This window comes from Pseudoxanthomonas sp. PXM03, assembly GCF_014852005.1.
In the GTDB taxonomy this organism is placed as follows: Bacteria; Pseudomonadota; Gammaproteobacteria; order Xanthomonadales; family Xanthomonadaceae; genus Pseudoxanthomonas_A.
Genome location: NZ_JACVAU010000002.1, coordinates 872,251 through 891,677, shown reverse-complemented (window position 1 = coordinate 891,677; position 19,427 = coordinate 872,251). Strand labels below are relative to the sequence as shown.

The following is a 19,427-nucleotide window of genomic DNA, read 5'->3' as shown; positions in this document are numbered from 1 at the left end:
CATCCTCTTTCGGTCGGGGCTGAGGCCCCTCCTACAAGGGATTGGTCGCTAACTGACTGATTTTCAAGGAAAGGCTTGCATTGCCTGGGCCGCCCACCTACAATCGCCGCCCCTTTCCCCATTCACTGGGCGGCCAACAGGCTGCCGGGAGCCCGCATGGCCCGCATCACCGTTGAAGATTGCCTGGAAGTCGTCGATAACCGTTTCGACCTGGTCACGATGGCTGCCAAGCGCGCCCGCCAGCTGGCGAACGGCGTGGAGCCGACCATCGACAACAGCGAACACCAGGACAAGCCCACCGTACTGGCGCTGCGTGAAATCGCCGCCCGCAGGATCGACAACGACTTGATCGACCGCGTCGAGAAGGCCGAGCGCGAGCGCGCCGAGCGCGAGGCGCTGGAATGGGCCGCCGCCGAAGTGGTCGCCGACGACGACCTGTCCAAGGGCGACGACTGAGATCGATCCCGCCTCGGGTTTCCACCGAAACCCGCGATGACCGGAAAGCCCGCGCAAGCGGGCTTTCTGCGTTTCAGGCAGGCGCGCGCGCGTTGCCGTTGCGACGTGACTGGCATAGGCTGGTGGCATGAGTTCAGGTCACATCGCCAAGGCAGTCCGCACCCCCGCTTCGCCGCACGACGAAACGGTGCCGGAGTACGTCGCGCAGTTCGAGAAGACCGCGCGCTACCTGCCGAAGGACCAGCTGCCGTTGCTGCGGCGCGCCTGGGAAGTCGGTGCCGCCGCGCATGTCGGCCAGACCCGCAAGTCGGGCGAGCCCTATATCACCCATCCGGTGGCGGTGGCCGGTGTGCTGGCCGAACTGGGCATGGATGCGGAAACGCTGATCGCGGCCATCCTGCACGACACCATCGAGGACACGCCGCTGACCGGTGCGGAGATCGCGGCCGAGTTCGGCGAGTCGGTGGCCGAACTGGTGGAAGGCGTCACCAAGCTGGACAAGCTGAAGTTCCGCGACCGGCAGGAGGCGGCGGCGGAGAGCTTCCGCAAGATGCTGCTGGCCATGTCGCGCGACCTGCGCGTGATCATGATCAAGCTGGCCGACCGCCTGCACAACATGCGGACCCTCGGCGCGCAGAGTGCCGAGGCGCGTGGCCGCATCGCGCGCGAGACCCTGGAGATCTACGCGCCCATCGCCCAGCGGCTGGGCATGAACCTGGTCAAGTCCGAACTGCAGGACCTCGGGTTCCGCGCACTGCATCCGTGGCGGCACGCCGTGATCGAGAAGCACATCCGCAGCCAGCCGGTGATGCGTCGCGAATCGATGGCGCAGATCGAGGCGCATCTGTCGCAGCGGCTGGCGAAGGAAGGCCTCGAGCATCGCCTGGTCAGCCGGGTCAAGACGCCCTGGAGCATCTACAACAAGATGCAGGGCGAAGGAAAAAGCTTCGACCAGGTGATGGACGTGTTCGGGTTCCGCGTCGTGGTCGATTCGGTGCCGTCGTGCTACCACGCGCTCGGCGCCGTGCATGCGCAGTACAAGCCGTTGGATGGTCGCTTCCGCGACTTCATCGCCATCCCCAAGGCCAACGGATACCAGTCGCTGCACACGGTGCTGTTCGGACCCTACGGCTCGCCGATCGAAGTGCAGATCCGCACCACCGAGATGGACCTGATCGCCGAACGCGGCATCGCGGCGCACTGGACCTACAAGTTCGGTACCGATACGCCCAACAGCGCGCAGAACCGCGCGCACGCGTGGATCGTCGAGCTGATCGACAACCAGCACGCGGCGGGCTCGTCGCTGGAGTTCCTGGAGAACGTCAAGGTCGACCTGTTCCCGGACGAGGTCTACCTGTTCACGCCGAAGGGCAAGATCCTGTCGCTGCCGCGCAATTCCACCGCGCTGGACTTCGCCTATGCCGTGCACACGGACGTGGGCAACCAGGCCGTGGCCTCGCGCGTGGACAAGAAACTGGTGCCGCTGCGCACCAAACTCGCCAGCGGGCAGAGCGTGGAGATCATCACCGCCAAGTCGGCCGCGCCCAAGCCGCAGTGGCTGGAGTTCGTCGTCACCAGCAAGGCACGTACCGCGATCCGGCACCAGCTCAAGCAACTGGAGCACGAGGATGCCGTGCAGCTCGGCCACCGCATGCTGGATCGCGCGCTGGAGGACCTCGACAGTTCGCTCGAGCGCCTGCCGCAGCAGCGCCTGGAAGCCTTCCTGGCCGAGCACAAGTATCCGCGCCTGGAAGCCTTCCTGGCGGACGTGGCGCTGGGCAACTGGATGCCGGCGCAGGCGGCGCAGGCACTGACCGCGTTCGCCGAGCTGCGCGCCGGCGGCCACTCCAAGCACTCGCAGGAAAAGATACTGATCACCGGCGGCGAGCGCGGCGTGGTCAGCTTCGCGCAATGCTGCCAACCCATCCCGGGCGACGAGATCATGGGTTACCACACGGCCGGCAAGGGCATCGTGGTGCACCGGCTGGATTGCCCCAATGTCACCGAGTTCCGCAAGTCGCCGGAACGCTGGGTGCCGATCGCCTGGGATGCGCGCGTCACCGGCGACTACGACGCCGCCCTGCTGATCGACGTGGAGAATCGTCCCGGCGTGCTGGCGCAGGTCGCCGCGGCAGTCGCCAAGAGTCAGTCGAACATCGAGCGCGTGGAATACCTGGAGCGCGACATCAACGTCGCCGTGCTGCGCTTCTCGATCCAGGTCCGCGACCGCAACCACCTCGCGGAAGTGATGCGGCGGCTGCGGCGCCTCAACGTCGTGCACGGCGTGCGCCGGCAGTGAGGTAGGGCGGGCCCAGGCCCGCCGTCGTGGCGCCCATGTTCGCAATGGTGGCGATCTGCTTGGGTTGCCTGTTTCCATCAATGCGAAGGTGATCGGGTCGCGCGCGATGGCGGGCCTGGGCCCGCCCTACGTAGAATCGGCTATCCACTGAGGAGTCGCCCATGACCAAGCAGATCATCCACACCGATCACGCCCCCGCTGCCATCGGTCCGTATTCGCAGGCCGTGCGCGCAGGCAATACCGTGTACTTCTCCGGGCAGATTCCGCTGGATCCGGCCACCGGCAACCTGGTGGAAGGCGACATCGGCGTGCAGGCCCGCCGTGCTTTCGACAACCTCAAGGCGGTCGCCGAAGCGGCGGGCGGCTCGCTGGACCGCATCGTGCGCCTGGGCCTGTACCTGACCGACCTGTCGCAGTTCGCGGCGGTCAATGCGGTGATGCAGGAATATTTCGCCGCGCCTTACCCCGCACGTTCGACGATTGAAGTGTCCGGCCTGCCGAAGGGTGCGGCTTTCGAAGTCGATGCGGTGATGGTGCTGGAGTGAGTGTGGGGGCCCCGTAGCGCCGGGCTTGCTTGGCGCCGGAGGCCATCCGACAGGTTTGCGCGAAAGCGAAAGCAGCGGAGCAAGCTCCGCTCTACCTCAAAGACCAACGCCGAACGACGCCGTCAAACACATGCAGTCTTCCGGGTGCCGTTCGTGGTGGGCCTGTCGAACCATGCTCTTGGCGATGGATCGACAGATCAGGACGGCCCTGCCTTGTCGTGAAACGCGTGGTTCGACAGGTTCACCACGGACGGGCCGGTTGTGCAGAGCTTTCCTGGCGGGATGAGGCCGACGGCAGCAGAGCACGCTCCGCTCTACGTGGGGCGACGTCGGGTATCGCTGGGTGTGTGCCCGGTCCAACGTTTGAACGCGCGGCGGAACTCCCGCACATCGTTGAATCCTATCTGGCTACCGACGGTGGCAATGGTGGTTTCTTCGTCGTGCAGAAGTTCCAGCGCACGCTCCGTGCGGACGCGGTCGTGCACCGCGCTGAAGCTGGTGCCTTCCTCGGCGAGCTGGCGGCGCAGCGTGCGTTCGCTGAGATGCAGCGCGGTGGCCACGTCGGTCATCTGCGGATTCTCGCGCAGGCGCGGACGCAACTGCCGCTCCACCGCCGCCGTGGTCTCGCCACGCAACGACATCGCCGTCAGCTGTGCCTGGCACAACGCGAGCGCCTGCCGTGACGTCACCGGGTTGTAGCTGGCGAACGGCAGTTCCAGCCAGCGACGATCCACCACCATGGCATGCCGCGGCTGGTTGAAGCGGACCTCGCAACCGAACAGGTCGTCGTAACGGGCAGCGTAGCGCGGTGCGGGATAGCCGAGTTCCAGCCGCAACGGACGGAAGTCCGGGCCCGCCAGTTCGCGCGCCAGCATCAGCGTGCTGGCGAACATTTCCTCGCACAGGAACGGCAGCAGGTCGGTGGCCTCTTCCGGTGCTGTGGCGATCACGGCCAACGCGCCTTCATCGCGGTCTTCCAGTTCCAGGTCCATCAGCGGCCCCAGGTTGCGCTGGTACTCGAGGCCGATCTGCACCGCATCGCCGAACGTGGGCGCGGTCTTCATCGCCAGCCCGAGCAGGCCGAAGTTGCCGCCGTTCTGCTTGCCGCCCATGGCCAGGCCGACGCCGTCGATGGGCAAGGTGGGCAGGGCGCGGCGGATGATCTCGCTGGCCTGGCGGTAAGACACGCGCGCCTGCGGATCGTGGATTTCCTGCACGTTCAAGCGCATGCCGGCGAACCAGCTCTCGGCATTCACGCCGAACTCGCCGGCCAGCAGCACCAGCCCGCACAGCATGTTGGTGGGCAGATTGGCGATCGACAGGGGATTGCCCAGTCCGGTTTTCCAGCGCATCGAAGCCCCTCCAGCTTGTCCGCTTTGCCCCCCTTAGTATGCCGCTCCCGCCCTCCGTGTCATACGTGCCCGCACACCAGACTGGCCTGCACTACGCAGGCGTATGGGAGGGGAGACTCATGCAACGCAGCATTTCCTTGGCGATAGCCGGCGCGCTGGTGCTGCTGGCGGCGGGCTGCCAGCCCGGAACATCCGCGACCGACACCGTCGCGGCCGCCGATACAGGCTTCGCCACCACCCTGCAGGAGCGCCTGCTGGATGCCAAGCGGGGTGATGTCATCGAAATCCCGGCCGGCCGCCACAGCTTCGACCGCAGCCTCAGCCTGCGCGCCGATGGCGTGACGATCCGGGGCGCCGGCATGGACAAGAGCGTGCTGAGCTTCAAGGGACAGAAGGCGGGCGCGGAGGGCCTGCTGGTGAACGGCAACGACTTCACCATCGAGAACCTCACCATCGAGGATTCCAAGGGCGATGGCCTGAAGATCAGCGAGTCCGCGAACATCACCATCCGGGGCGTGAAAGTGCAGTGGACCGGTGGGCCGAGCACCAAGAACGGTGCCTACGGCATCTACCCGGTGCTGACGAAGAACGTGCTGATCGAGGACACGGTGTCCATCGGTGCGTCCGATGCGGGGATCTACGTGGGTCAGTCCGACGGGGTGATCGTGCGCCGCAGCCGCGCCGAACAGAACGTCGCCGGTATCGAGGTCGAGAACACGATCAACGCGGACGTCTACGAAAACGTCGCCACCGGCAATACCGGCGGCATCCTGGTGTTCAACATGCCGGGCCTGTCCCAGCAGGGCGGCAACATCCGCGTGTACAACAACAAGGTCATCGCCAACAACCACGAGAACTTCGGCGCCAAGGGCACACCGGTCGCCAGCGTGCCGGCGGGCTCGGGCATCGTCATCAATTCCAACGACGACATCGAAGTCTTCGCCAACGAGATCCGCGACAACGCAACGGCCAACATCATCGTGTCCAGCGTGTATTCCACCGGGTACAAGGACAGCAGCGCCTCGCCCAACTTCGATCCTTATCCCGAGCGCATCTTCATCCATGGCAACACGCTCTCCGGCGGCGGGGATTCGCCCGACGGCTTCGACCTCAAGGCGCTGAAGGTGGCGGTCTACGGCCTGCGCGGCAGCTTTCCCGACGTGCTCTGGGATGGCTACTTCAATCAGGATCGCGTGGTGGACGGCAGGAAGACCGGTCCGCAGATCTGCCTGCGCGATGTCAGCGGCGTGGTCAATGCCGACGGGCCCGGTGGCTACAAGAGCCCCGGCAAGGACATGAAGGCGCACGATTGCGAACTTCCGCGATTGCCTGCAGTCGACCTGAAGCGCGGTTGAGGAAGACGCATGCGGCATCGGTGCACGGCGTTCCTCCTGCTGCTGGCAGCGTGCCTGGTGCTGGTCGCCTGCCAGCCTGCATCCCGTGTGCATTTTGTTGCCGAGGGACAGCCGGCGTCCCTGGCGGAGTGGGGTGTGTTGCGGGTCGAAGACGGCTGGTTGCGGCTCAATGAGGGCGTGGTGCCCTATGACCTCAACACGCCGTTGTTCAGCGACTACGCGCACAAGCTGCGCACCGTCTGGATGCCGGTGGGCATGGCGGCCACCTATCAGCCGGACCGGAGTTTCGACTTCCCGGTGGGCACCATCCTCAGCAAGACGTTCTACTACCCGTTGCCCGCTGGCAGGGCGTGGGATGGAAAATCGGTCGCGCGCACGCCACCGTCATCGTCTTCGCTCGAAGGCGAAGCGCTGGACCTGTCGAAGGTCCGCCTGGTCGAAACGCGCCTGCTGGTGCACCGTGCGGAAGGCTGGGTCGCGCTTCCCTACGTGTGGAACGATGCCCAGACCGAGGCCACACTGAAGCGCACCGGCGAGCTGGTCACGCTCGACCTGGTCGATGCACACGGTGGCCGCGAAGTCGCGAACTACCAGGTGCCCGACCAGAACCAGTGCGGCGGCTGCCACATCACCGACAACAAATCGCGCAAGCTGCTGCCGATCGGGCCGAAGGCCCGCCACCTCAACCGCGACTTCGACTACGCGGGTGGTCGCGACAACCAGTTGGCCCACCTCGCGCGGGTCGGCTATCTGGCCGGCGTACCCGCGCAGCCACCGCGGCTGGCGGATGCGTCCGATGCGCGTGCTTCGCTCGACGCACGCGCACGCGCCTATCTCGATATCAACTGCGGACATTGCCACAGCGCCACCGGTCCGGCCATCACCTCCGGCCTGTGGCTGGATGCGGGCACGCAGGACCGCCTCAAGCTGGGTTTCTGCAAGCAGCCCATCGCCGCGGGCAAGGGCACCGGCAACCGGATGCACGACATCGTGCCGGGTAGCGCGGAAGCGTCCATCTTCGATTTCCGCATGAACAGCAACGATCCCGCGATCATGATGCCCGAGCTGGGCCGGTCGGTCGTCCATCGCGAGGGTGTCGAACTGATCCGCGCGTGGATCAATGCGCAGCCGGGAAGCTGCGATGCAGCGAATGGAACAGACATTCAACCGCCGCCGGCCGTCTGAAGCCGGTATCCGCACAACGCTTCTCGGGAGGGAGTGATGAAAGTGATGCAACGGAATCTGGTCGTGGGTCTGCGTCGCGCACTGTTCGGCGGCTGTGTGGTGCTGGGCACGGGCGGCACGGCCTGGGCGCAGGCCACGCCCGAGGGTGAGCAGCAGGCGACCGACCTGGACACCATCACCGTGACCGCGCAGAGCCGTTCGCAGGAGCTCCAGGACGTGCCGATCGCACTGCAGGTCGTGGATCAGCAACTGCTCGACGACGTGGCGGCCGAGAACCTCGGTGACATCGATGCATTCGTGCCTGGCCTGGTGGTGGATGCCGTGCAGCCCACGCAACCTTCGTTCCGCCTGCGTGGCGTGGAGACCAGCGACTTCGGCATCGGGACCGATCCGGCGGTCGGGATATTCGTGGATGGCGTGTACGGCGGTCGCGGCGGCGGCGTGTTGCTGCCGTTCCTCGATGTCGAGCGCATCGAGGTATTGAAAGGCCCGCAAGGCACGCTGTTCGGCCGCAACACGGCGGCGGGTGCGATTTCGCTGGTGACGCGCCGGCCGCAGGACGAAACCGAGGCGCGCCTGCGGTTGCGGTTGGGGAACTACGGCAAGCAGTACGCCGATGCGATGTGGAACATCCCCACCAGCGAGACCTCCGCGCTGCGCGTCAACGCCTTGTTCAACCACAGCGACGGCTGGTTCCAGGACGGCGCCACCGGCAAGGACCTCGGGGGAGAGAACGTGTGGGCGGCGCGCGCAGCCTGGCAGGTCCGCATGGGCGAGAACACCACCGCCCTGGTCAGCTGGGACCACGAGAGCCTGGACCAGAACGGCCGTGTGACCACCGGGATCGTGCCGTTGCCGGCCTACCCGCAGCGCCCCCCGGTGCCCGTGGACCCGGACGACTACTTCGATCCGCGCGAGGTGCCGACCTACAGCGATGCGGAGAACGCCGAGTGGCGCACGTTCGACGGCGTCACCCTGATCGTCGACCACGCGTTCACCTGGGGCAACCTGACGTCGACCTCGTCGTGGCGGCAGTACGATTCGCTGAACCAGACCGAGGAGGACGGCACCAACCGGGCCGACCTGTACATCGATTCGGTCAATACCGAAAGCAACGAGACGTTCTACCAGGAGTTCAAGTTCGCCGGCAGCAACGCGCGCCTGGACTGGGTGGCCGGTGCCAGTTTCTTCAAGGAGGATGCCGACCAGACCAGCGAGGTCAACACGAATACCGAGGCGGTGGACAACATCGTGCGCAACCTCGGTATCGCACCGACGCCGGATGGCAGCCTGTTCGGGTTCACTTCGTTCCTGGCGCAGACCGTGGGCATCCCGGTCTCGCTGGTGGGCGACCGCTGGAACGAGCGCTTCACCAATACGTTGTCGACCACCGCGTACGCCGCCTTCGGTGACGTGATCTGGCGCGCGTCCGACAAGCTCAACCTGACCTTCGGCCTGCGCTACACGCGCGACGAGAAGGATTTCACCTGGCTCAACACGCCGCGCAATGCACCCGAGCTGGAGGGCAAGCTGGATCTGCTGGAGTCGCTAGGGTTCTTCGCTGCGCTGGAGCAGATGGGAATTCCGATCACGCGTGAACTGCTGACCTTCGACATGGCGTTCATCGATCCGCCGGCCATGGTGAACAAGGGCGTGCTGGTGCGCGACAAGCGCAGCTGGAGCGATTTCAGCCCGCGCTTCGTCGTGGACTACCACGTCAACGACAGGACGATGGTGTTCGGTTCGCTGGCCAAGGGCTACAAGGCCGGTGGCTTCAATGCACTGCAGATCGGCCCCGCGTTCGAGAACGAGGATGTATGGAACCTGGAGGCCGGCATCAAGCAGTCCTTCGGCCGCTTTTCGTACAACGCATCGCTGTTCCATTATCGCTACGACAACCGGCAGTCGATCCGGCTGATCGATCCTGACCCGAACAACCCGGTCGACATCCCGCGCTTCGTGTTCGATACCGGTGACCTCGAAGCGACCGGCATCGATTTCGACATGCGCTGGAAAGTGACGGATGCATTCACGCTGGATGCGCAGGCCGAATGGATCGATTCCAAGTACAAGGATTACGTGACGCCGGAAGGCATCGACCTGGATGGCGAGCCCACCGGTGAGCCGCGGTTCACCGCATCGATCGGCGCGGCGTATCGCGTGGACCTGGCCGGACACGGCGATCTGCGCTTCTCCGCACGCCATGCCTACCGCGGACGCAGCCGCTGCAATGCCGGCTCCGACCTGCAGGGCGACTGTGGCGTCAATGCGCTGCTCGATATCGGCGAAGCGCGTGACCGCACGGACATGCGTGTCGGCTGGACAGCGCCAAGCGGACATTGGAGCTGGGCGATCTATGGCAACAACGTGTTCGACAACCAGTACGTGAAGGGCCTGAACACCTACGGGCGCGGACCGCTGGGCGTGGTGGGGGCCACCATCAGCGAGCCGCGCACCTACGGAATGGAAGTCGTCGTGAAGTTCTGAGCCGCGCGGAGACGCGCTGGACGTGGGCCCCGGCATCGTGAGGTGCCGGGGTTTTTGTTTCGGGCCGTTCCCGGCATCCTTGCGCCATGCCCGCGCGTCGTGAAGCCCCCCCCATCGATCTTTCCGCAGAACCCCTGAGCCGCCTGCCGGGCGTGGGGCCGCGCGTGGCGGAGAAGCTGGCCGCACGCGGACTGTCGACAATGCAGGACCTCTGGCTGCACCTGCCGCTGCGCTACGAGGATCGCACCGCGCTGACCCCGATCAGGCAACTGCAGCCCGGTGTGCCCGCGCAGGTCGAAGGTCGGGTCGAGGCCGTGGAGCGCGGCTTCCGCTACCGGCCCGTACTGCGCGTGGCCGTGGGCGACGAATCGCATGGTGCGCTGGTGTTGCGTTTCTTCCATTTCCGCGCGGCGCAGGTAGCGCAGTTTGCCGTGGGTGCGCGCATCCGCTGCTACGGCACGCCCAAGCCGGGCCAGAACGGGCTGGAGATCGTGCATCCCAGTTACCGTGTGCTGGGCGATGACGACGAGATGGCGTTGGGGGACGCCCTCGACCCGGTCTACCCGGCGGTCGAGGGCATGGGGCCGGCCACGCTGCGCAAGCTGATCGGGCAGGCGCTGGAGCGGCTGCCGGCCGGCGATGCGCTGGAACTCCTGCCTGCACCGCTGCTGGCAGGCCTGGGCCTGCCCTCGCTGCGCGACGCGTTGTTGACGATGCATCGTCCGCCGCGCAACGCCGATGTCGCAGCGCTCGCACTGGGCACGCATCCTGCTCAGCGCCGGCTGGCCATCGAGGAGTTGCTGGCCCATCACCTGAGTCTGCGTCGCCAGCGTCTGGCATTGCAGCAGCGCCACGCGCCCGCGCTGACGGGGAAGGGCGCGCTGGCGAAAGCGCTGGTCAAGGCGTTGCCGTTCAAGCTGACGGGCGCGCAGCAGCGCGTGTTCGCGCAGATCCGCGAGGATGTCCGCAAGCCATCGCCGATGTTGCGGCTGGTGCAGGGCGACGTGGGCAGCGGCAAGACCGTGGTGGCCGCGCTGGCGGGCATGCTCGCGGTGGAAGCGGGCAAGCAGGTGGCGCTGGCGGCGCCCACCGAGTTGCTGGCGGAGCAGCACCTGGCCAACCTGCGTGCCTGGCTGGAGCCGCTCGGCGTGCGCGTTGCGTGGCTGGCCGGCAAGGTCACCGGCAAGGCGCGTGCGAACGTGCTGGCGCAGGTGGCGTCCGGTGAAGCGCAGGTGGTGGTGGGCACGCATGCGCTGATGCAGGAGGCGGTGACCTTCCACGACCTGGGCCTGGCCATCGTGGATGAGCAGCATCGTTTCGGCGTGCACCAGCGCTTGGCGCTGCGCGACAAGGGGGCGGGCGAGCACCATGTGCCGCACCAGTTGGTGATGACGGCCACGCCGATCCCCCGCACGCTGGCGATGGCGGCGTACGCGGATCTGGATGTATCGGCCATCGACGAACTGCCGCCGGGGCGCACGCCGGTGCAGACCGTTGCGCTGAGCGCGGAGCGGCGGCCGGAACTGGTGGAACGCATCCGCACCGCCTGCGCCGAAGGACGGCAGGCCTACTGGGTGTGCACGCTGATCGACGACAGCGACGAGGTCGTCGCGCAGGCGGCACAGACCACGTTCGAAACACTGTCGGCCTCGCTGCCTGCGGCGCGTATCGCGCTGGTGCACGGGCGCATGAAGGCAGCGGACAAGCAGGACACGATGCGGCGCTTCAAGCAGGGCGAAGTGGACCTGCTGGTCGCGACGACGGTGATCGAAGTCGGCGTCGATGTGCCTAACGCGTCACTGATGATCATCGAGAACGCGGAGCGCCTGGGCCTGGCCCAGCTGCACCAGTTGCGCGGTCGCGTCGGTCGCGGCGCGGCGGCATCCACCTGCGTGCTGATGTACCAGCCGCCCCTGTCGATGATGGCCAAGCACCGGCTCGCGACGATGCGGCAGACAAACGACGGCTTCGTGATCGCGGAGAAGGATCTGGAACTGCGTGGCCCCGGCGAACTGCTCGGCACGCGGCAGACAGGACTGGCGGCCTTCCGCGTAGCGGATCTGGCGCGTGATGCAGCCCTGCTTCCACAGGTACATGCGCTGGCTGAGCGGCTGCTCGCCGACGACCCCGGGGCGGCGGATCGCGTGATCCAGCGCTGGGTCGGCGGCGCGGCGCGGTACGCGTCCGCGTAGGTCGTCTCTTGTAGGAGGGGCTTCAGCCCCGATGCTTTTCGATCAGGCTTCCATTGGCTGACCGAAGAACCTCGGGGCTGAAGCCCCTCCCACATGACACGCATGCTTCCATGGCACCGTCTGCGGTGCGAGACTCGGCGGCCGAGAAGACGAAGAGAAGACGATGACGGACAAGATTCCCCTGCTGATCGACACTGACCCCGGCGTCGACGATGCGTTGGCCCTGTTGATGGCATTCAACGATGCGCGCCACGACATCGTCGGCCTGACCATCGCGGCCGGCAACGTGGGCTTGCAGCACACCGTGCGCAATGCGCTGAAGCTGTGTGAAGTGGCCGGTCGCGAAGACATTCCCGTGTTCGCCGGGGCGCCTGCGCCGCTGCTGCATCCATCGCCGGATGCGGGCTACGTGCATGGGCAGGACGGCTTCGGTGATGTCGGCTTCCCGCCGGCTTCCCGCCAGGCGGAAGCCGAACACGCGGCGCTGGCGATCCTGCGCCTGTCGCACGAACACGCGGGCCGGCTGGTGCTGGTCGCGCTGGGGCCGCTGACCAACATCGCGCTGGCGCTCAAGCTGGACCCCACGCTGCCCCGGCGGGTCGCGCGCTTGGTGGTGATGGGGGGTGCGGTAACCTGCCACGGCAACATCACGCCGGCGGCCGAGTTCAATTTCTTCTTCGATCCGGAAGCGGCGCACCTGGTGCTCGAGGCGTTCGAGCACTACGACCTGGCCGACTGGGAGGCCACCATCGCCCACGGTCTCCATCATGAGCGGGTGGCGGGCTGGCTGGGGGCGGATTCCGACCGTGCCCGCTTCTACGACCGCATTTCCGAGAAGACCCGCCTGTGGTCCGCCGACCGACGTGGCGACCACTGGTATGCGGCCGATGCCCTGGCCATGGCCTTCGTGCTGGCACCGGAGGGGGCGCTCGAACTGGCCGAACGGCCGCTGGCCATCGAACTGGCGGGTGTCCATGCCCGTGGGGCGTCCATCGTGGATTGGCGCCGGGAAGGCGGACGGCCCGACAAGGCCAACATCCTGCTGCGCTACGACCAGCAGCGGTTCGAGGCGTTGATCCAGGCGGCCCTGGCGGCGGCCTGAAGCGCGGGTTGCGCCGGACCGGGAGGGCAGTCTACAATGCCGCTCTTCCATTCCCGCGACACGGTGTGCCCGCCATGAAGGCCGACATCCATCCCAATTACCGCGAAGTCGTCTTCCACGACGTGACCTCCGATTTCAAGTTCCTGACCCGCTCCACGCTGGGCAGCAAGGAAACGACGAAGTGGGAAGACGGCAACGACTATCCGCTGATCAAGGTCGAAATCTCCTCGGCTTCGCACCCGTTCTACACGGGCAAGCACAAGGTCATCGACACCAGCGGCCGCATCGACAAGTTCCAGAAGCGCTACGCGCGCTGATCGAACCGTCGTTCGCCTGATCCGCCCGCGGCCGCGCCTAGTGCGCGGCCGTTCGCGTTTGCGCGTCCCCGATGATGCGCCGCGCCGGAACGCACGGTTGCGCCAGCGGCCTCATTCTTTGGTCTGACTTTGGTGCTGTATCGAGCGACGGCTCCAAACCCGCTGTGCGATAATTCGGGTCATCCAAGGTTCACTCCCTGGACTCCCGTCCCGCGCCGCCCGGCTTCCGGCCGGCGTTACCCCACGAAGGAGCGCACACTGTGTCCGAACTTGACCAGGTCACGCTGAATGCCGGCGACAAATCCGTCGTCCTGCCAGTCCTGAAACCCACGCTTGGCAACGACTGCGTCGACATTTCCAAGCTGACCAAGGAAACGGGTCTTTTCACCTACGACTCCGGTTTCACCGCTACCGCCAGTTGCAAGTCGGCCATCACCTACATCGACGGCGACAACGGCGTGCTGCTGTACCGCGGCTACCCCATCGAGCAACTGGCGCAGCATTCCAGTTTCCTGGAAGTGTCGTACCTGCTGATGAACGGCGAACTGCCGACCAAGGAAGAGTTCGCCAGCTTCGAGCACGAAGTCACGCATCACACGATGATGCATGAGTCGCTGAAGAACTTCCTGCACGGCTTCCACTACGACGCGCACCCGATGGCCATGCTGGCCGGCACGGTCGCCTCGCTGTCGGCGTTCTACCACGATACGCTGGACCAGGAAGATCCCGAGCAGCGCCGCCTGGCCGCCATCCGCCTGCTGGCGAAGATGCCGACCCTGGCCGCCGCCGCCTACCGCTACTCGATCGGCTGGCCGATCCGCTATCCGCGCAACAACCTCGAGTACGTCGACCGTTTCCTGCACATGATGTTCGAAGTGCCGAGCGAGCCGCTGGAACTCAATCCCGTGGTCGCCAAGGCGCTTGACCTGCTGTTCATCCTGCACGCCGATCACGAGCAGAATGCATCGACCTCGACGGTACGCCTGGTGGGTTCGACCGGTGCGAATCCGTACGCCTCGGTTGCCGCCGGCATCACCGCGCTGTGGGGCCCCGCGCATGGCGGCGCCAACGAGGCCGTGTTGAAGATGCTGGAGGAAATCGGCGATGCGAAGAACGTCGCTTCCGCCGTCGCCAAGGCCAAGGACAAGGAATCGGGTTTCCGCCTGATGGGCTTCGGCCACCGTGTCTACAAGAACTTCGATCCGCGCGCCAAGATCATCCGCGAGATGACCCACAAGGTGCTCGGCGAGCTGGGTGTCGACGATCCGCTGCTGGAAGTGGCGATGAGGCTGGAAGAAGCGGCGCTGAAGGACGAGTACTTCATCCAGCGCAAGCTGTATCCCAATGTCGATTTCTACAGCGGCATCATCTACAAGGCGCTGAAGATCCCGACCGAGATGTTCACCGTCATGTTCGCCATCGGCCGCACCGCCGGTTGGGTGTCGCACTGGCTGGAACAGCAGGTCGATCCGGAAGCCAAGATCGGCCGTCCGCGCCAGATCTACACCGGCTACGCACCGCGCGACTACGTGTCGGCCGACAAGCGCTGAGTGCTCCTGCCGTGCCACGAGAAAGGCCCCGCGAGGGGCCTTTTTCTTTGTGCGTAAGGCGCGGCACTGGGGTCAGCGCACTGGTACGTCCGGCAGGTCCAGCAGCGCCTCCTTGCCGCCGCGCAGGCGCGGGGCGGTCGCGGCGACGATGTCGTGCGGGAAGCCCGGCGGGATGGCGCTGGCTTCCTCCAGGCGCGCGCGCTGCGATGGGCTCAAGGTGACCGCAGTTGCGGCCAGGTTGTCCGCCAGCTGTTCCGGCGTGCGGGGACCGACGATGGGCAACACGCCGCGCCCCAGCACCCATGCGATGGCGATCTGGCCGGGCGGAAGGCCGGTTTCCTCCGCGACGGCAAGCACCGCATCGACCGTCGCCGTCTTGCGGGCGTCGCTCTCGCCGTGGATCACCACGCCCAGGCCCTGCGCGCGTCCGGTTTCACCCTTGCGGTACTTGCCTGTCAGCAACCCGCCACCAAGCGGCGACCAGCCCACGGTGCCCAGGCCGAAAGCGCGGGCCATCGGGAGCAGTTCGCGCTCCACGGTCCGTTCGACCAGGCTGTATTCCAGCTGCACTGCAGAGATGGGCGCCCAGCCGCGCAACTCGGCCAGGGTGGCGGCGGTCGCCACCCGCCAGGCGGGGAAGTCGGAGAGTCCCGCGTAGACGATCTTGCCGGCACGCACCAGCGCATCCAGTCCGCGCGCGATTTCCTCGACGGGCGTGTGGCCATCCGGCATGTGGACCCACAGCAGGTCGATGCGGTCGGTCTTCAGGCGGCGCAGGCTGCCCTCGACCGACTGGATCATCGTCTTGCGGCTGTTGCCGGTCTCCTGCAGTCCGGCGTCGGCGCGCGCACCCAGCGAGAACTTGGTGGCCAGCACGAGCGCATCACGGTCACCGGCAATGAACTCGCCGACCATCTCCTCGGACTGGCCGAACTGGTACTGGTCCGCGGTATCGATGAAGTTGCCCCCTGCATCGCGATAGCGGGCGTAGATCTGCGCCGCGTCCTCACGGTCGCTGCCGTAACCCCATCCTTTGCCGAAGTTGCCGGTGCCCAGCGCGAGTGTTGAAACGCGCAGGCCGGTGTTGCCGAAGACGCGGTAGCGCATGCTTCCCTCTCCCGACGATGCCGCCGCTGCATGGTGCGGGCGTGCGAAGCGGGAAGTGGACGCCGACCGGGCGACGGCGTCTTGCACGGCGTTGCGCTTTGCCGCGTTCTCAGCGTTGCGGCGCGCCGGATTCGTAGCGGGCGATCTCTTCCTCCGCCAGCAACTGCCGCAACTGCGTGACGGAGGCCCGCTTCATCGGCCTTTCGTCCACCGAGGACAAGGGCGCCTGGCGCAGTGCGTCGTGCGGCAGCACGGTGAGGTCGAAGCCCAGTTCCTCTGCGCTGAACACCCACACGGGCAGGTCCGCCACGCGCTCGCGGTCGAGGCGCAAGCGGCGTTCGCGCGGTTCGGCCGGGATGCGATGCTCTTCGAGGAAGCGGGTGACCGCATCCGGGTCGTCGCTGTGGACATGCATGTGGACGGGCGTGTTCGCATCGGCCGTGCCTTCCAGCACCGGGCCCACCAGGCGTGGCGAGAATCCCGACAGGAATTCCATCGCGCGCAGCGCGGCTTCGCGCCGCTGCCTCAGGCCCACCGCATGCGCCTCGCCGACGAACAGGCGCTGGTACTCGCGCAGCGCGTCCTCGATCTCGCGGTTGCGGGGCAACGACGCATCGTCGTGGATGCCGAGCCGGTTGGCCGCCTTGAGCTTGGCCTGGTGGAAGTCGCGGATGCCGCCCTCGGCCATCAGCCGGGCAGCTTCGTGGGCAAGGCGCTGGCGGCGCTCGCGCGTGCGGGTTTCGGCGTGCTGACGGGCGTGGTGCATGGTGAGCCTCCGCGTCGAAACTGACCGCGAATGTACACCATGCGCCCGACGTGTCCATGACGGCGCCGAAGCGCCGTCATGCGGTCTTCATCGGCCCAGCGGCCTGTCAGAAGATGTCGAACGCTTCCTCGTCCGGCACGGCATCTTCGGGGCCGTACAGGTCGTAGTCCTGGATGCGATCCATGTCTTCGACCTTCACCCATTCGGTCACGCCGTTCAGCGTGGCCTGCACCATGCCGTCGGGCGGATCGTTGAGCGCGACCGGCTTGTCCTTCAGCGCCACGCGCATGTAGTCGATCCAGATCGGCAGCGCGGCCTTGCCGCCGTATTCGCGATAGCCGAGCGACTGGAAGTTGTCGCGGCCCACCCACACCACGGTGGCGTACGTGCCGCCGAAGCCGCCGAACCATGCGTCCCGATGGTCGTTGGTGGAGCCGGTCTTGCCGCCCACGTCTTCGCGCCCCAGCACCTTGGCTGCGGTGCCGGTGCCGCGCTGGACCACGTCGCGCATCATCGACACCAACTGGTACGCGGTACGCTCGTCGATGGCGCGCGGCGCGGTGACGGCATTCGGGTCGGCCGGCTTCGCTTCTTCCGTGGGCTTCTGCGTGACGGCGGCCGCGGCGGGCTTGGCGGCATCGGCAGGACCGAAGTTGAAGCCGTCCACCACCTGGCTGGACGGCGTACTGCCGCCCTGTTGGCCCTGGCCGCACCCGCGACAGGCGACGGCCGGATTCTCCTTGAACACCACGTTGCCCTCGCGGTCCTTCACTTCGTCGATGAACCACGGCGTCACCCGCGACCCACCATTGGCGAACACCGCATAACCCCGTGCCACGGAGAGCGGGGTCAGCGAGGCCGTGCCCAGCGACATCGACAGGTTCGGCGGCAGTTCGGCTTCCTCGAAGCCGAACTGGCTGATGTAGGTGCGCGCGAACGGCACACCCATGCCGTCCAGCAGGCGCACCGACACCAGGTTTCGCGACTGCACGAGCGCTTCGCGCAGCCGCATCGGGCCGCGGAAGCCACCGCCATCGTTCTGCGGCCGCCACATGTGGCCGCGACGGTCGCGGAACACGACCGGGGCGTCCAGCACGATCGAAGCGGGGTTGAACCCCTTCTCGAACGAGGCCGCGTACAGGAAGGGCTTGAAGCTGGAGCCCGGCTGGCGCCGCGCCTGGGTGGCGCGGTTGAACTTGTTGCCAGCGAAGCTGTAGCCGCCCACCAGCGCGCGCAGGGCGCCGTTGTTCGCATCCAGCGATACCAGCGCGGCCTGCGCGCGCGGGATCTGGTCGACCACATAGGTGCCTTCTTCCTTGCCGGCCTTGATGCGGGCCATGTCGCCGCGCTTGAACAGCTTGGCGGGCGTGCGACCGGTCCACTTGCTGGCGGCTGCGGGCAGGACGAGTTCCTTGCCATCCGCCATCACCACCGTCGCGCTGCCGTCATCGGCGGTGCGCGCCACCACTACCGGGATCATGCCGTTCTGCACCGGCACGCCCCGCAGGTGCGTGGCCAGCGTGGTCGCATCCGCGTCGGCGCCCACGTCGAAATGCCGTTCAACGCCGTTCCAGCCATGGCGGTGGTCGTACAGACCCAGCCCGTCCCGTACCGCGTCGTTGGCAGCGGCCTGCAGCGTGGCATCCAGCGTGGTGGTCACGTGGTAGCCCTTGGTCAGCGCCTCGGGCCCGAAGCGCGCGATCATCTCCTGGCGCACCATCTCGGTCACGTAGGGCGCGTGCACCTCGATCGGCCGCTCATGCGGTTTGGCGTGCATGGGCTCGGCCTTGGCCTGCGCGGCATCGGCGGCGGTGACGTAACCATCCTCGCGCATGCGCTCCACGACATAGGCGCTGCGCTGCTGGTTGCGGCCGGGATTGCTGATCGGATTGCCGCTGGACGGGAACTTCAACGCGCTGACCAGGGTGGCGGTCTCGGCCAGGGTCAACTGGTCGAGCGTCTTGCCGTAGTAGTACTCGGCGGCGGCGGCCACGCCATAGGAGCGGTTCCCGAAGAAGCTCTTGTTGAGGTACAGCTCAAGGATCTCGTCCTTGGTCAGCATCTTCTCGATGCGGATGGCGAGCATCATCTCCACCAGCTTGCGGGTGTAGCTGTACTCGGAGCTGAGGAACCACTGCCGGGCCACCTGCTGGGTGATGGTGCTGCCGCCGGCCACGCGGCCTTCCTTGCGGCTGACGATCTGCCAGACGGCACGGGCGATACCCGTGGGGTCGATGCCGTTGTGCTCGTAGAACTTGCTGTCCTCGGCCGCGACGAAGGCCTGCTTGACCCGGGCCGGGACCTTGTCGATCTGGACGGGATAGCGCCGGATCTCGCCGTACAGTCCCATCAGCCGGCCGTCGCTGGCGTAGATGTAGAGGGGTTCCTGCAGTTCCACGTTCCGCAGGGACTGGACGTCCGGGACCTTGGACGAAACCGTGTAGTACAGCACCCCCAGACCGGCCAGGCCGGCGAGGGCAAGTATCAGGAACGTGATGAGGGTCCAACGGAGAAGACGACGGAAACGGGACATCCAGTGCTTTCCGATTGCAGAATTCGTAGCGGCAGAGTATAGATGACCGCCGGGATCACCACGGGTGATCCCAAGGGGAACAGGGACTTGGGGAACAACCCTCGTGAAACGTGACAAGCCGCACAGCCACGTCAACGTCGGTTGCCAAGAGTAAAAACTTGGTTATTAATGTCGGCGCGTG

General features: G+C 66.5%; 14 protein-coding genes. 10 read left to right on the top strand and 4 right to left on the bottom strand.

What is annotated here, in order from left to right; translation table 11 throughout:
- Positions 1-156: 156 nt before the first annotated feature.
- The 3 genes from rpoZ to IB223_RS12930 all read left to right on the top strand — a co-directional run bounded on the left by rpoZ (position 157) and on the right by IB223_RS12930 (position 3,300).
- On the top strand, positions 157-456 hold the full coding sequence (rpoZ, locus tag IB223_RS12940) for a DNA-directed RNA polymerase subunit omega (protein WP_142125611.1): 300 nt from the start codon (positions 157-159) through the stop codon (positions 454-456).
- Positions 457-583: 127 nt separating this feature from the next.
- Positions 584-2,755 carry a bifunctional (p)ppGpp synthetase/guanosine-3',5'-bis(diphosphate) 3'-pyrophosphohydrolase gene (locus IB223_RS12935; RefSeq protein ID WP_192202120.1) on the top strand — a complete coding sequence of 724 codons (2,172 nt, stop codon included), beginning with the start codon at positions 584-586 and terminating at the stop codon, positions 2,753-2,755.
- Between the two features lie 161 nt (positions 2,756-2,916).
- The gene (locus tag IB223_RS12930) at positions 2,917-3,300 is read left to right on the top strand and encodes a RidA family protein (protein ID WP_192202119.1); all 384 of its coding nucleotides are present in this window, start codon (positions 2,917-2,919) and stop codon (positions 3,298-3,300) included.
- Positions 3,301-3,614: 314 nt separating this feature from the next.
- Here the strand turns inward: IB223_RS12930 and IB223_RS12925 are convergent, their stop codons facing one another.
- Positions 3,615-4,652 carry an AraC family transcriptional regulator gene (locus tag IB223_RS12925; RefSeq protein ID WP_225591027.1) on the bottom strand — a complete coding sequence of 346 codons (1,038 nt, stop codon included), beginning with the start codon at positions 4,650-4,652 and terminating at the stop codon, positions 3,615-3,617.
- A 119-nt stretch (positions 4,653-4,771) separates the two neighbouring features.
- Between IB223_RS12925 and IB223_RS12920 the strand changes: the two genes are divergently transcribed.
- The 7 genes from IB223_RS12920 to IB223_RS12890 all read left to right on the top strand — a co-directional run bounded on the left by IB223_RS12920 (position 4,772) and on the right by IB223_RS12890 (position 14,840).
- A complete protein-coding gene (locus tag IB223_RS12920) occupies positions 4,772-6,007 on the top strand; it encodes a parallel beta-helix domain-containing protein (RefSeq protein ID WP_192202118.1) in 1,236 nt (411 codons plus the stop codon).
- Between the two features lie 9 nt (positions 6,008-6,016).
- Positions 6,017-7,192, top strand: coding sequence for an SO2930 family diheme c-type cytochrome (locus IB223_RS12915; protein WP_192202117.1), 1,176 nt, complete (start codon positions 6,017-6,019; stop codon positions 7,190-7,192).
- 36 nt (positions 7,193-7,228) lie between these two features.
- A complete protein-coding gene (locus IB223_RS12910; protein WP_192202116.1) occupies positions 7,229-9,679 on the top strand; it encodes a TonB-dependent receptor in 2,451 nt (816 codons plus the stop codon).
- Positions 9,680-9,765: 86 nt separating this feature from the next.
- A complete protein-coding gene (gene recG / locus IB223_RS12905) occupies positions 9,766-11,871 on the top strand; it encodes an ATP-dependent DNA helicase RecG (RefSeq protein ID WP_192202115.1) in 2,106 nt (701 codons plus the stop codon).
- Positions 11,872-12,034: 163 nt separating this feature from the next.
- Positions 12,035-12,973 (top strand): nucleoside hydrolase, encoded by a 939-nt coding sequence (locus IB223_RS12900; RefSeq protein ID WP_192202114.1) that lies wholly within the window; start codon positions 12,035-12,037, stop codon positions 12,971-12,973.
- A gap of 74 nt (positions 12,974-13,047) precedes the next feature.
- On the top strand, positions 13,048-13,290 hold the full coding sequence (locus IB223_RS12895) for a type B 50S ribosomal protein L31 (RefSeq protein ID WP_055940095.1): 243 nt from the start codon (positions 13,048-13,050) through the stop codon (positions 13,288-13,290).
- A gap of 260 nt (positions 13,291-13,550) precedes the next feature.
- A complete protein-coding gene (locus tag IB223_RS12890; RefSeq protein ID WP_192202113.1) occupies positions 13,551-14,840 on the top strand; it encodes a citrate synthase in 1,290 nt (429 codons plus the stop codon).
- A gap of 72 nt (positions 14,841-14,912) precedes the next feature.
- On the opposite strand, the gene IB223_RS12885 is transcribed toward IB223_RS12890, so the two are convergent.
- From IB223_RS12885 to IB223_RS12875, 3 genes are all read right to left on the bottom strand, one after another.
- Positions 14,913-15,947 carry an aldo/keto reductase gene (locus IB223_RS12885; RefSeq protein WP_192202112.1) on the bottom strand — a complete coding sequence of 345 codons (1,035 nt, stop codon included), beginning with the start codon at positions 15,945-15,947 and terminating at the stop codon, positions 14,913-14,915.
- A 109-nt stretch (positions 15,948-16,056) separates the two neighbouring features.
- Positions 16,057-16,713, bottom strand: coding sequence for a hypothetical protein (locus IB223_RS12880; protein WP_192202111.1), 657 nt, complete (start codon positions 16,711-16,713; stop codon positions 16,057-16,059).
- Positions 16,714-16,819: 106 nt separating this feature from the next.
- On the bottom strand, positions 16,820-19,246 hold the full coding sequence (locus IB223_RS12875) for a penicillin-binding protein 1A (RefSeq protein ID WP_192202110.1): 2,427 nt from the start codon (positions 19,244-19,246) through the stop codon (positions 16,820-16,822).
- Between the last annotated feature and the right edge of the window lie 181 nt (positions 19,247-19,427).

Excerpts from the sequence above, each read along its gene's own strand:
- rpoZ (WP_142125611.1), top strand. The coding sequence starts at position 157 with ATGGCCCGCATCACCGTTGAAGATTGCCTGGAAGTCGTCGATAACCGT.
- IB223_RS12935 (WP_192202120.1), top strand. The coding sequence starts at position 584 with ATGAGTTCAGGTCACATCGCCAAGGCAGTCCGCACCCCCGCTTCGCCG.
- IB223_RS12930 (WP_192202119.1), top strand. The coding sequence starts at position 2,917 with ATGACCAAGCAGATCATCCACACCGATCACGCCCCCGCTGCCATCGGT.
- IB223_RS12925 (WP_225591027.1), bottom strand. The coding sequence starts at position 4,652 with ATGCGCTGGAAAACCGGACTGGGCAATCCCCTGTCGATCGCCAATCTG.
- IB223_RS12920 (WP_192202118.1), top strand. The coding sequence starts at position 4,772 with ATGCAACGCAGCATTTCCTTGGCGATAGCCGGCGCGCTGGTGCTGCTG.
- IB223_RS12915 (WP_192202117.1), top strand. The coding sequence starts at position 6,017 with ATGCGGCATCGGTGCACGGCGTTCCTCCTGCTGCTGGCAGCGTGCCTG.
- IB223_RS12910 (WP_192202116.1), top strand. The coding sequence starts at position 7,229 with ATGAAAGTGATGCAACGGAATCTGGTCGTGGGTCTGCGTCGCGCACTG.
- recG (WP_192202115.1), top strand. The coding sequence starts at position 9,766 with ATGCCCGCGCGTCGTGAAGCCCCCCCCATCGATCTTTCCGCAGAACCC.
- IB223_RS12900 (WP_192202114.1), top strand. The coding sequence starts at position 12,035 with ATGACGGACAAGATTCCCCTGCTGATCGACACTGACCCCGGCGTCGAC.
- IB223_RS12895 (WP_055940095.1), top strand. The coding sequence starts at position 13,048 with ATGAAGGCCGACATCCATCCCAATTACCGCGAAGTCGTCTTCCACGAC.
- IB223_RS12885 (WP_192202112.1), bottom strand. The coding sequence starts at position 15,947 with ATGCGCTACCGCGTCTTCGGCAACACCGGCCTGCGCGTTTCAACACTC.
- IB223_RS12880 (WP_192202111.1), bottom strand. The coding sequence starts at position 16,713 with ATGCACCACGCCCGTCAGCACGCCGAAACCCGCACGCGCGAGCGCCGC.
- IB223_RS12875 (WP_192202110.1), bottom strand. The coding sequence starts at position 19,246 with ATGTCCCGTTTCCGTCGTCTTCTCCGTTGGACCCTCATCACGTTCCTG.